The sequence below is a fragment of the Streptomyces sp. CA-243310 genome (assembly GCF_050936775.1).
GTDB lineage: Bacteria > Actinomycetota > Actinomycetes > Streptomycetales > Streptomycetaceae > Streptomyces.
This window is the reverse complement of record NZ_JBNJMF010000003.1, coordinates 903075-914793: the sequence shown is the minus strand read 5'-3', so window position 1 is coordinate 914793 and position 11719 is coordinate 903075. Positions and strand designations below refer to the sequence as shown.

Sequence of the window (11719 nt, the reverse complement as noted above, 5' to 3'; positions counted from 1 at the left end):
CTACCAGGCCACGCGCCTCAACGACGGCTCCTGGACCGGTTTCCAGGACGTGCAGGGCAAGGCCTCCTCCCTCGGTGGGATTCGCGCCTCGGGGGCCACGGGCATGAACGGTGACACCCACGTCGTCGCGATGAGCAACAACGCACGGCTGTTCCACACCGTCCGCAAGCAGGACGGCACCTGGACCCCCTTCGGGGACGTGTTCACCGTCGCCGGTGAACTCGGCAACCTGACCGGTGTCACCACCGCCAACATCGGCTGGGACCTCCACGTCATGGCCATCGCCGACGGGAAGGCACTGCACACCGTCCGCAAGCAGGACGGCAACTGGACGCCCTTCCGTGACGTCTCAGGCGGCCGCACCAACATCACCGCCGCCGCCATCACCGGCGTCCGCGGCGAACTCGAAGCCGTCATCGTCAGCAACGGCAAGCCCTTCCACAGTGTCCGCAAGGCCAACGACACCTGGGCACCTGGGGCGACGTCACCGGTCAGGCTGGCCCCGTGGGACCCATCACCTCCATCAGCGCCGCCACCGGCAACGACGACGCCCACTTCGTCATCGCCACAGACAACGGCACCCGCCAGTACCACACCATCCGCAGCGCCAACGGCCAATGGGCACCCTTCGGTGACCTCAAGTCCGTCCTGGGCACCGTGACCGCCAAGTCCGTCGCGGCCACCCACGTCAACGGCGAGGTACAGCTGGCCGTCACCACCAACGACAACAAGCTCCTCCACACCATCCGCCACACCGACCGCACCTGGGACAACCCCGTCACCGTCGCTCTCCAGGGCCTGCCCGGCGGCCCCAGCCAGCTCGCCATCACCGCCACCTGGAACGGCTGATCCAGCCACAACCAAACACCCCGGCCCAGCGGCTGGCCCCCGCATCCCCTGAGCAACCCAGACGCTGCCAGCTCCGCACGGCCTTCGTGCGGAGCTGGCAGCCGACGGACGCAGCACGGCAGCTGCGATTGCGACGTCCGCAGATCGCAAACCGGATCGGTCGAGGTCAAGGACGGTTGGCGTAACCCGCAGTCTCGATCGAAACCCACCCGTTCCCCCGCGCCGACGCATCAAAGTCAACGGGGAGGCGAAGGACACCGCATGATGCGACCCGGCCCGCCCCAGTACAGAGGGCGGGCCGGGTCGCATCCCTTTCCCCCCTTCACCAGTCGCCCGCTTCAAGGAGTACGTGTGATCCACCGCGCCCGCAAAACCCTCGCCGCGCTCGCCGCGCTCGCCGCGCTCGCCTTCATGGGTGTCGGCGCGAGCGCCTACGCCACCCAGTCCGCAGAAACGGCCGACGGTGAGAACACCATGCCCTACGCGGTCGAGGACTTCCCCCCGAGCCTTCAAGTCCTGTCGTGGAACATGTGCGGCCCCCAGAGGGCGACGTGGAACTGTTCGGGGACCGGGACGCCCGAGGACAAGGTCGGCGTGATCACCCGCCAGGTCGCGGTCAATCGCGTGGAGGCCGCTCTTCTCCAAGAGGTCTGCGAAGACGACCTCACCCTCCTCATGAGCCGCCTCGGTACAGGCTGGAACAAGACGTTCGCGCCCTACCAGTGGTCACAGGAGGGGAAGAAGTCGAACAGCCGCTGCGGAGAGGACACCGGACGCGCCGACCGCATCGGCACGGCCATCGTCGTCAAGGGCCAGATCAGTGACGCCAACACCTACCCCCTCACCCAGCCGACCACCGGACTCCAGTCACCCTTCCAATGCGCGACGGCGACGGCGTCGAACACACGCCTGTGCAGCGTCCACGCCTCCAGGCGGGGTGTGAACCCCGACCATCCCGACTGGGACTACCGCGACGACCAACTCGCCGAGATCAAAGCCGTCGTCAACGGCCACCCCCGCGTCGTCTTCGGCGGCGACTTCAACGCGCTGCCCCCACACGACCCCGACAACACCACCGCCTGGGTATGGCCCGCCGGCCTCTACCCGAACGCCGCGGGGCCCCCGGATACGAGGAATGCGACCAGAACAACGCCACCGGCACGACCCGCCCCACCCACGCATCCGGCGCGAAGATCGACTACATCTTCACCAGCCTCCCCAAGAACTGGTGCACCGTCACCACAACCCCCCACTCCGACCACCGCGTTCTCATCGAGAGCATCAAGACAAGCTGACCCCGGCCACCACGGCACCGCCAGTCGTCGTCAAGCGTGCTGCCACCAAGCACCGGACCCGGCGCGGACGGACCTACGGCGCGGCCACCCTCCTGAGTACCAGAGAGGGCGGCCCGTCCGGATCGGCCTGGAAGAAGGCCACATCCCGGCTCTTCGTATAGAGCTGAATACCGGCAAGCATGCCGAGTCCACCGTCCTTGACCGTCAACCGTATCCGCTCGGCAGGTGGCTGTCCGACCAGCGCCGCACCCTGCGCGCCGGCTCGATGCTCGCCGAGCGGGCCGCCGACCTCGACGCCCTCGGGATCGTCTGGGACCCCGCCGACGCCGCGTGGGAAGAGAACCTCGGCGCGGCCCGCGCCTACCACGCCCTGACCGGCACCCTCGCAGCTCCCGTCACCGCGACCATGCTGGAGAAGCCCGTCGGTCAGTGGCTCGCCAACGCCCGAAAGGCCGGCTACGACAAGGAGTCCGACCGCGCCAAGGCGCTCGCCGCGATCGACCCGGATTGGCGGCCGGCGTGGCCGATCGACTGGCAGCGCCGCCACGCCGCCCTGCGCGGCCTCGTGGAGGCCGGGACGGCGCTGGACGCCGTGATGCCCGGCGTGACGGTCCACGGTGACGACGTCGGCCAATGGCTGGCCACCCAACGCCGGGACTGGGAACGGCTGAGCGTCGAGCAGCGCGAGCGCCTGGCCGCCCTCGGCGTCACCGCCGCCCCCCGACCCGTCGAGCCGGCCCGACCGCGCCGGTCCACGGGCAACGCGTTCGACCGGGGCGTCGAGGCCCCCGCCCAGTACGCCGCCCGAGAGGGACGCGTCGTCGTCCCCCGGGCCCACACCGAGGTACTGCCGGACGGGACGGCGGTCCGACTGGGGGGGTGGCTGTCCAATACCCGCAGCCGGCGCGACGGGCTGAGTGCCGAGCAGCGCGAGCGCTTGGCCGTGCTGGGGGTGGACTGGGCCTGTCCGCTTCTTGAAGGGGCGCCGGGCTGGGTCGGTCCGCCTCACGACGTACCGCCCGACCCGGCAGGGCAGTACCCATTTCCACAAGCTCACAAGTCCCGGCCGTGGAACGCGGCCTGTCGCCCCGTCCGCGTCTTCGAGGTGGGCGGGGCGACGTACGGGATCGACCTCTTGCCGGGGGCCGCAGCGCTCCGGCCAGCGGTGTTCCGTACACGGCATTGACGTTTCACTCAAAGCGGGACTCCGCGACACCCACCGGCGGGTGTCGATGTGTCAGCTTATGGGCGTTTCCGGTAAGTGAGACATGCGTCTCTTCCGCTCAACTGGTGCGCCGCAAACCTCGTGTCGCACGGACAGGTTCCTGACCTGCGGCTACTCGTCTCGGCAACGCGCAAGTAGCCGTGCTTTTAACCGAGGCGCTGGAGGTCCAATCAGGCACTACGGCGGCCCCAATGTTCAGTACCGGTGCGGGTGCCCGGCCCGTCGGTGGGCCGAGGACCCAAACTCTCGACCCGACACGTGGCCGACAACAGCCCACGACGAGGCCGGTTACCCACCCCGGACATTTCCGTCACACACGCCTGCGCACTACACGTACACCATGTGATCGTGGCCCTGACATTCACTGACCGCTACACCCACCCGGCCCGCGCACGGCACAGTCGATCACCGCGCACCGGCGCACCACCAGGCGCACTTGATCACCCCATCACCTAACCGGAGCAGCACAGTCCGTAACAGCCGTTCTGCACGATTCTTCGCACAGAATCAAGAAAACCGAAGAGCAGTCCGAATCCGCGCACCCGGCCAATCCCTGCTGCTCTTCGACGCGTACAAAGGCCCCCTGTCGAGGCGTCAGGGCGCGTTGTCAGGTGGTGGGGAATCCTCGACGGGCGGGGGTGATGAGGGGGGTGTAGCGGCGGGGGCGCGTATCGGAAGTCCGGACCCGGTGCGGCCGGCGGGTGGCAGGGGTGGGAGGGGGCCGCGCATGAATCGGGGGAGGCGGTTCAGGGGGTGTGGGGGGTGCTGTGGTAGACGGGCACGATGTCGCTCTTCTCCGTCGTGGCGACGACGTAGAAGTTGATGAAGTCGGTGAAGGCCTGGTGCTGTGTGCGCGGGTGTCCGCGGCCGGTGGGGGTCGGTCCGATGACACCTGGCAGGTCCGAGCCCGTGCCCAGGTGTCGGTCGGTGCGTTGTCGCGGCAAGGCGGGGGCTTCGGCCCCCGCCTCCCCGATGATGCGGTCCCAGGCCTTGCCCCACTCCTCTGTCTTGCGGCGGGACATCCCCAGGGCGTGTGCGAAGGCGACGACGTGGCCGCGGGTGGGAACGGCGTCGCCGCGCAGGACGGCGCCGAGGCTGCTCTTGGGCAGCCGGTGTCTGCCGTCCTGGTTCTGGCCGGCTCGCTGTTGCAGTTGGGCGAGGGAGGGCTGGCCGTCGCGTGCCCTGAGGTGGACCATCGCGCGGCGTAGTTCTCCCACGGTCTCGATGACCTTGGGGTGGGAGTAGACCTGGACGACTTTGTCGGCCAGGTCCTCGAACTCTCCCGCTCGCCTGCGGCGGGTGTGTTCGGCGGCGCGGGCGGCCTTCCACAGGCGTCGCCCCTCGGCCGCATCCCCCTGGCAGGCGCGGGCGAAGGCCTCGACAACCTGCCACGTGGGCACGGTCTTTCCGCCGGCCGCGCGGGAGAGCATCGAGGCGGTGAAGTCGTAGTTGATGTGCTGGGCCATTGCCGCGTAGGTGAGCGCCGCGCGCCGGCGCTGGGCACGAAGCCACAGCGCCAGCGCTTCCATCTGGCGGGTGTCGGCGGCAACGGCGTTCTCACGCCGTCCCATGACGATGCGCCACCCCTACCGGCTTGTCGAGCTGCATCCGCCCTCGGTGGGGCGCAGCAGGTGCAGGATGACGGCTGCGGTTCCGCCGAGCAGTTCGATGATGCCGAACACGGGCAGGCCGGCGACGGTGAGGACGGTCGCGAGGATCATGATGATGACGACGATGAGGATTTCTCCGCCGGTGAGCGGGCGGCTGCCGGGTTGCGGGTATCCAGCCGGGGGGATGTTGCGCATGAGGACTTCCCTTGGTTGTCGATCAGCACCAGTCGCGCCTCTGCGGAGGGATGCGCGACTGATGGGCTGCACCAAACAGGTCCGGCAGGGCTTCCAGACCCTGACCTCCAGACCGGTCGGATCTTCTCACCAGTAATCCCGCGATCACAATCCGTTCCCCTTCTGCGGGGAGAGTTGATTCGTGATCGAACTGGCGAGGAGACCCCCAGGGGGGCGAACTCATGGCCGGACGAAACGGAAGCGGAACCAAACACGCTGCTCAGGCTCTGTAAAGCCGAAGTGTTGATTCAATTTCGGCCAGGTCGGCGTTGCATAGGCGGTAGTCGCGATGCCACCCTCTGAGGGCGCCGGTTCCGGACACACTCCGGGGCCTCCCTGGCGTTGTGGCTGCACCACGAAACAGGGACCGGGCATCCCGCGTCTTCCAGCGCGGAGCCCACCACGAGGGTGGCGCATCCCCCACGGGATGCGGCCACCCTCCGCCACGCGATGCCCGGTTGCGGCGAAATGCCTGCCCGGCTTGAGATCCGGCCCTGGGAAGGACACCGCGAAGGGCGAATGCGCGACGGCCACCGACCACACCCCGGGGAATGACGTTCTGTCACGAGACGGCAGTAGCGGGCACAGCACGAGGGCGTCGACCTGGTCCTCGCCGACGACGGCGACGACATGGTCCCCGGACAGCTTGCCGTCCCGATAGAGGACTGACCCGCCCCGGAGGTGAGGAGCAGCACCTCGCCGGCGCGCGTGCTGCCGGTCACCTGCGCCGTGTCCGCTCCGCCCGCATGCCGTCGGTGCGGCCGGGCCTACCCGCTTCCCGGCCGCCAACGCCACCCTCGGGTGGAGCCGCTCAGATGTTGGCGTCGATGAACTCCGTCATCTGGTCCTTGGAGAGGCTGCCGACCTTGGTCTCCTCGACCATCCCGTTCTTCTCGGCGCGGAGAGCCCGCTGTCGATATTGACCTGGCTCTACACCCGCAAAGGGCAACCAGGCTCACCCGAGGACCTGATGCGGCAGCTCGGCCGAGGGCAGATCGAGCTGACACACGAGGCGTTCCACGCCCTGGAGCCCTGGCGGGCCGCCTCCCACCTGCGCGAACTGCTTATGTCCTGCGGGGTCCTGCCTGCAATCGACAAGCAGATCTGCCTCTTCGAGCGGTGGCTCGTGGGCCACCTCGCCGCGATCAGCGACCCCGAGCATGCCCAGATCGTGCGCCGCTTCACCACCTGGGAGGTCCTGCCCAAGCTCCGCAGGAACGCGGACTCCGGCCCGCTCACCACCTCCAGCCGCAAGTACGCAGGCGACCAGGTCAAGCACGCCACATCCTTCCTCCAGTGGCTCACCGAGCATGGCCTGGACCTGGGCACCTGCCGCCAGAGCGACATCGACCTCTGGCACGTCGAGCACACCAGCCACAACCGGAACACCATCCGGCCCTTCCTGCTGTGGTGCGCGACCACCAAGCTCACCCGGCGCTTCGCGCCCCCCGCGGCCAAGATCAGCCAAAGCCGCGCCGATCTCCCAGGACCAGCGCCTGGAACTGCTCGGTCGCCTCCTCACCGGCCACGACCTGCCGCTACGAACCCGAGTGGCCGCGGGCATCGTCCTGCTCTACGCCCAGCCGCTCACCCGAGTCGTGCGACTCACCATCGACGACGTCATCCACGGCGACCACGTGCTCCTCCAACTCGGCGACCCACCCTCCCCGGTCCCCGGGCCCTTCGCGGACCTGCTGCTGGAATGGGTCAGCAGCCGCGACAACATGAACACAGCCACGAACCGCGGCTCCCGCTGGCTCTTCCCCGGCCGCCGGGCCGCACAGCCGATGAACCCCTACTCGCTCGCCGCCTCGATCAACGATCTCGGCATCCCGACAACCGCCGGCCGTGCAGCGGCCATCCGCCAGCACGTCTTGGAGATGCCCGCACCTGTCGTTGCCGACGCCCTCGGCTACCACCAGGTCACCACCGCCAAGCTCGCCTCGCAGACCGGTGCCACCTGGAGCCGGTGCGCCGCCGGTGACCACCTACGGTCACCATCCGGCTGGACACCACAGCGAACTGACGACCGTTGAATGCGCGAGCTCACCAGTAGAAGGCCATGCTCTAGCGGAGGCGGGCCAGCAAGTGGGCGTCGAGGAAGCCCCGCTCAGAGGCCGGGTCGTGGAGCAGCCGGGCGAACGTGACGAGCCCGGCCCGGGCCAGCAACTCGGCGAACCGGTCCGCCGGCCAGCTATAGGCAGGCGTCACCTTGTGGTCGAAGCGGACCGGCTCGGGCCCGTCGGTCGCGAAGAACGAGGCCAGGAGCAGGCCCCTGGTGCCAAGACACGCGCCTGCTCGGCGAGCAGCGCGGGTAGTTCCCCAGGAGGGGTGTGGATCATCGAGTAGTGGGCCAGCACGCCGCCGAGCGCGCCGTCCTCGACTGGCAGGGCCTCCATCCGCGCCTCGTCGAACTGCAGCGCCGGATGGGCCCGTCGGGCGTGGTCGACCATGGCTGGGGAGAGGTCGAGCCCGAAGGCGTCCAGCCCCAGGTCATGCAGCATGGCCGTCAGATGTCCGGGCCCGCAGCCGACATCGGCTGCCCGCAGGTTCCCCGTCCCGCGCACCAGCTCGGCAAAGGTGCCGATCATGTTCCGCGAGAACGGCTGCGTCTTCCAGCCGATCAGCGAACATCGACGCATACAGCTCGACGACCCCGTCGTAGGCCGCCCTGGTCTCGTCCTGGTGCTCCACCACGGGAAGGAAGCTAACACCCGCCGTTCGCAGCTGTTCTCCCGCCCCGTGCCGAATCCCGCGCCCATCGCCGCGGACGCTCTCGGCTACCACTACATGGCCGCCACCCAGCTCCGCAACGAGGCCGGTGGGAACTTGAGCCGATTCGCAGCTGGCGACCACAGGCGGTCACCAGCTGGCTGGGTTCCTCGGGGAACCGGCGACAGTTGATTAGGCGATCACACCAGTACCGAGGCCGTTACTGCAGACCCCCACCCCGGGGTGAACCTGATCGACGGGAACGTCGGGGCGACCGAGGACGTCACGGAATTGGACACGCTTTAAAGGGCACTGAGCGTGTACCGGTCGGGCGAGCTCGTCTGAAATCTTCCGCATCGGGCGTCGTGACGGGCCCTCAGCGCGGGGCAGCGACCGAGTCGGTCCCGGGCCTGCGGCTCGTATCTCTTCTGGTTGGGCCGGATATAGCGCCCTGTTTCCGGATAGCCTGCCGCTTGTCTCAAAAGCCCTCACTGGTCGCATGAACCGATCCCTACAGTGGAGTAATGGATCAACCACGCAATGTAGGGAGTTACATGCTCAAGCACTGCCGTGTCCTGGGTGCGTTGGCTATTCCGGCAGCCCTCACCCTGGCGATGACGTCTCCGGCCGCGCACGCGGATGCGAAGGCGGAGACGACCACGACGGTCACCTTCGACACTGCCGGGAAGCAGGAATGGACGGTTCCTGAGGGGGTCACCAGCGTCACCCTGGAGATGTGGGGCGGTGGTGGTGCGGCGTCGGGCGGCACCGGCGGCGCGGGCGGCGGGGGCGGTGGCGGCGCGTCCGGCCCGAAGGGGCTCGTGGGTGCGGGCGGCATGGGCGGTGGCGGGGCCGGCGGCAACGGCGGCGGTGGCGGCTCCACCGGCTGGCACTCGGTGTGCACGGTGCCGGTCTATCCCGGCTATCCGCTCAAGGTGAAGGTCGGCGCCGGCGGGCGCGGCGCCCAGGGCACCGCGGGATCGGCGGCGGTCGGCAAGCGAGGCGCGTACGGCGCCATCAAGGCGAGCGGGGGCACCAACGCGCCCGCCGCCGCCCAGAGCGAGGCATCGCGCGGGAACAACATGGGCGACGACACCACCATCGAACAGTTCGACCGGGCGCTCGCGACCAGCTTCGGATCCGGCGCCATGATCAAGAAGGGCCCGGTGGGAGCTCCCGGCGGCGGCGGTGGCGGCTGGGGCGCCGCCAGCGCCGTCCCCGGCATCCAGGGCTACGGCGGTACCGCCAACGGAACCGGTGGCGCCGGTGCCTCCATGAGCGTCCCTAGCAACTACTGCAGCAGTAATCAGCGGGTGGACATCGACGGCAAGGAAGCCTTTCCAGTTTGCGGCGCCGGGCCAGGAAGGAATGGTTGGCGCGAACGGCGGGCCGCGGCAACAGCGACGGCGACCTGAACGGCGGCGCCGGAGGCGCGGGCGGCAAGGGCGGCAGCATCGACCCCGCGGCTACGGTGACGGGGGCACCGGCGGCAAGGGCGGCGACGGCGGCACCGGCGGCCTGGGCGGCGAAACCGCGGGCGCGGACGGCGCGGACGGCAGCGTGGGCCAGGACGGCGCGAGGGGCGGCGACGGCCACTCCGGCGCCGCGATCATCACCTACCGCACCACCTCCTGACCCACACACCACACAACGGTGCCCTCCCCGACAGCAAGCACGAGGAGGGCACCACCGACCTCCGGCCCGGGTGAGCCTCAAATCCGCCGCCGACGCCGAGAAAGCCCACTTCCGGCGAGATGCCAGACACCTTCTGACTGCCATTCGTACCGCACGGTCAGCACCGCCGCGTTCAACGACCCAGCGCCTCCAGCTCGACCGTCGCCAGCGGGCCGCGCTCATCGAACCGTGGAAAACTCATCGCCACTCCCCACCCCAGGTTCTGGATCAGTCCCCGGCGCGTCACCCGCCGCAGCGGCGGGTGACGACTGCAAGCGGAGACGCGTTGCCACCCGACTGGCTACTGGTGGATACGGTCGTGGCTACGATGCGCAACGCCCCGCGCACTCACAGTGCGCCAAGGGCGAGGGTCCAGGGGCCAGAACCTCGTTCTCGTGAACAAAGCCACCCCGCCCACGCCCGTGTTCCAGTGCCCTGAACGAGGAGCGCTGGTAGCCGGCCCGGCCGCCCGGCCCGAACCCACTCATGTCGGTGATGAGCAGCGCCCCGTCCGCGCGCTCTTGCGTGCTCCGGCTCGTGACGTCGAGCAACTGTCCGTCCAGGGGTCCGCCGACGAGTTCGACGTAGACGTGCCCGGTCCGGGGCGGGGTCGCCGCCGTGCACCCGCGGATCGTCACTGGCTCTCCCGGTGGGCGCGTACCGCGTCGGTGTACAGCCCCCGGGTCAGGTCCGCCTGATCGATGCCGAGGTCGGTGAGGACCTGGCGGACGTCCGCGAGGGCGTCGCCCAGGTGCGTCTCCTCGACCAGGGTCTCCACCTCGATGAAGGTGCCGTCGATCTCGGGGACCTGGACCACGGTGGCGAGTATCCGGCGACCCCGTTGTGAGAGCAGGCCCAACGCCACCGACTGTGCCGACGCACGCCCACAGCTACCAGCACACCCGTTCACACGGGTGGGGCTTCGCCCGAACGGCCCGCACACCGGGCCCAGACCTTCAGTTTCGGCCCGGGCCGCTCCGGGTCCGCTGCGCTTCTCCCGCCCTGAACACGCCTCACAACATCCAGGGGTTCAGCCCGTCGAGCAGGCCCCTCCCCCGCCGGCCGGGAAGGCCGTGGCTATCGCGCGGGCTGATTCGCCTTCCAGACAGCCAACTCCCTGTCGTACCTGGCCTTGTCCTCCTGGGCCTTGGCCTCGTACGGAGCCTTCTCCTCATCCGTCATCTTCAGCCACGCATCGGACACAGTCCTCGCCTCGTGGATGATGTCAGGGTGCGGATTCCCTTCCAACATCCGCAGCCGCTCCTTCTGCCCGAACAAGATGTACGCGGACGCCGGCGTCTTGGGGGCCGTCGGGTCCTTCTTCCTCTTCTTCGCCGTCAACCGTGCCTTACTCATTCCCGGCTCCCTCCAGCACATCCCACACAGGACGACACTCGCCCCCAAGAAGATCATTCCCAACCCCCGCCCCCACCGCAGCCCCATCATGGGCACCGGTCGGGGTCAGGTGGTGATGCGCTGGTAGGTGGTGGTGGCGGTGATGCCGTCCGTGCTGACGGTTTCGGTGAGGTCGTCGCCGTCGAACTTCCAGATGGCCGTGATCTCGCGGACGCCCCTCATCTGCTGGATCAGCCGGGCACCGTCCTGGCGGGCCATACCGATGCCCTGCGCGCCGTCGGGCATCTGGAACCGGAACTGCCGGCCGAGCTCGAACTCCTGGGTGTAGGTGCGGCTGGGGTAGACCTTGGCGAGAGTGACGGCCGGGTCCTGGAAGGTCACATCGAGGCGGAAATCACCGAGTTCCTCTTCCGCCTGGTCGAAGCCCACACCGATTGCCTTGAGGTAGACGTCCCAGTCCTTGCGGGACACGGCCTGGTAACTGCCACTGCTCAACGTCATGAATCCTGCTCCCGTTGTGTCGTATCCGGCCGGAGACGGTCACCGTGAGCGTAGGCATGGGCGCGGGCCGGCCGAGTGGGATCCGGACAGTCCCCGAGGTCCTCCGGAGCCGGCTCCAGGCCACCACGGTTCGGAGCCCGGCCCACGACGGACAACGCCCCGGAGGGGGCGTTGTACTGCCCGGTCGAACACTCTCCCCGGTTCGGATCGATTCTTCGCCCACCGCACCCTGACCAGCACCCCTCGGGAGGCACGTTCACGCG

General features: G+C 69.0%; 12 protein-coding genes and 1 pseudogene. 5 read left to right on the top strand and 8 right to left on the bottom strand.

Annotation, left to right across the window (positions count from 1 at the left end; genetic code table 11):
- The 3 genes from ACQEVM_RS37350 to ACQEVM_RS37340 form a co-directional block, all read left to right on the top strand.
- Nucleotides 1-661: hypothetical protein (locus ACQEVM_RS37350; protein WP_433086926.1), on the top strand; the 661-nt coding region annotated here is incomplete at its 5' end.
- Nucleotides 658-849, top strand: a complete 192-nt coding sequence (locus tag ACQEVM_RS37345; protein WP_433086924.1) for a hypothetical protein — start codon at nt 658-660, stop codon at nt 847-849. The genes ACQEVM_RS37350 and ACQEVM_RS37345, both read left to right, overlap by 4 nt.
- 351 nt (nt 850-1200) lie before the next feature.
- Nucleotides 1201-3330 (top strand): Helicase associated domain protein, encoded by a 2130-nt coding sequence (locus ACQEVM_RS37340; RefSeq protein ID WP_433086922.1) that lies wholly within the window; start codon nt 1201-1203, stop codon nt 3328-3330.
- 785 nt (nt 3331-4115) lie between these two features.
- On the opposite strand, the gene ACQEVM_RS37335 is transcribed toward ACQEVM_RS37340, so the two are convergent.
- The 4 genes from ACQEVM_RS37335 to ACQEVM_RS37320 form a co-directional block, all read right to left on the bottom strand.
- Nucleotides 4116-4940, bottom strand: coding sequence for a helix-turn-helix domain-containing protein (locus tag ACQEVM_RS37335; RefSeq protein WP_433086920.1), 825 nt, complete (start codon nt 4938-4940; stop codon nt 4116-4118).
- A 15-nt stretch (nt 4941-4955) separates the two neighbouring features.
- Nucleotides 4956-5174 (bottom strand): hypothetical protein, encoded by a 219-nt coding sequence (locus ACQEVM_RS37330; protein ID WP_433086848.1) that lies wholly within the window; start codon nt 5172-5174, stop codon nt 4956-4958.
- Between the two features lie 850 nt (nt 5175-6024).
- Nucleotides 6025-6162, bottom strand: a complete 138-nt coding sequence (locus ACQEVM_RS37325; RefSeq protein ID WP_433086850.1) for a hypothetical protein — start codon at nt 6160-6162, stop codon at nt 6025-6027.
- Nucleotides 6163-6168: 6 nt separating this feature from the next.
- Nucleotides 6169-6591, bottom strand: coding sequence for a hypothetical protein (locus tag ACQEVM_RS37320; RefSeq protein ID WP_433086918.1), 423 nt, complete (start codon nt 6589-6591; stop codon nt 6169-6171).
- Nucleotides 6592-6763: 172 nt separating this feature from the next.
- On the opposite strand from ACQEVM_RS37320, the gene ACQEVM_RS37315 reads away from it, so the two are divergent.
- Nucleotides 6764-7249 (top strand): hypothetical protein, encoded by a 486-nt coding sequence (locus tag ACQEVM_RS37315; RefSeq protein ID WP_433086916.1) that lies wholly within the window; start codon nt 6764-6766, stop codon nt 7247-7249.
- A gap of 31 nt (nt 7250-7280) precedes the next feature.
- Here the strand turns inward: ACQEVM_RS37315 and ACQEVM_RS37310 are convergent.
- Nucleotides 7281-7910 (bottom strand): annotated as a pseudogene (locus tag ACQEVM_RS37310) (class I SAM-dependent methyltransferase).
- Nucleotides 7911-8479: 569 nt separating this feature from the next.
- Between ACQEVM_RS37310 and ACQEVM_RS37305 the strand changes: the two are divergent.
- Nucleotides 8480-9340 (top strand): hypothetical protein, encoded by an 861-nt coding sequence (locus tag ACQEVM_RS37305; RefSeq protein ID WP_433086915.1) that lies wholly within the window; start codon nt 8480-8482, stop codon nt 9338-9340.
- 893 nt (nt 9341-10233) lie between these two features.
- On the opposite strand, the gene ACQEVM_RS37300 is transcribed toward ACQEVM_RS37305, so the two are convergent.
- The 3 genes from ACQEVM_RS37300 to ACQEVM_RS37290 form a co-directional block, all read right to left on the bottom strand.
- Nucleotides 10234-10416, bottom strand: a complete 183-nt coding sequence (locus ACQEVM_RS37300; RefSeq protein ID WP_433086858.1) for a hypothetical protein — start codon at nt 10414-10416, stop codon at nt 10234-10236.
- Nucleotides 10417-10676: 260 nt separating this feature from the next.
- Complete coding sequence (locus ACQEVM_RS37295) at nt 10677-10955, bottom strand: hypothetical protein (RefSeq protein WP_433086860.1); 279 nt, start codon at nt 10953-10955, stop codon at nt 10677-10679.
- A 105-nt stretch (nt 10956-11060) separates the two neighbouring features.
- Nucleotides 11061-11456, bottom strand: coding sequence for a lipocalin/fatty-acid binding family protein (locus ACQEVM_RS37290; RefSeq protein ID WP_433086862.1), 396 nt, complete (start codon nt 11454-11456; stop codon nt 11061-11063).
- Nucleotides 11457-11719 lie beyond the last annotated feature (263 nt).

Coding starts and splice junctions, on each gene's coding strand:
- ACQEVM_RS37335 (WP_433086920.1), bottom strand. CDS start 4,940: ATGGGACGGCGTGAGAACGCCGTTGCCGCCGACACCCGCCAGATGGAA.
- ACQEVM_RS37295 (WP_433086860.1), bottom strand. CDS start 10,955: ATGAGTAAGGCACGGTTGACGGCGAAGAAGAGGAAGAAGGACCCGACG.
- ACQEVM_RS37290 (WP_433086862.1), bottom strand. CDS start 11,456: ATGACGTTGAGCAGTGGCAGTTACCAGGCCGTGTCCCGCAAGGACTGG.
- ACQEVM_RS37330 (WP_433086848.1), bottom strand. CDS start 5,174: ATGCGCAACATCCCCCCGGCTGGATACCCGCAACCCGGCAGCCGCCCG.
- ACQEVM_RS37305 (WP_433086915.1), top strand. CDS start 8,480: ATGCTCAAGCACTGCCGTGTCCTGGGTGCGTTGGCTATTCCGGCAGCC.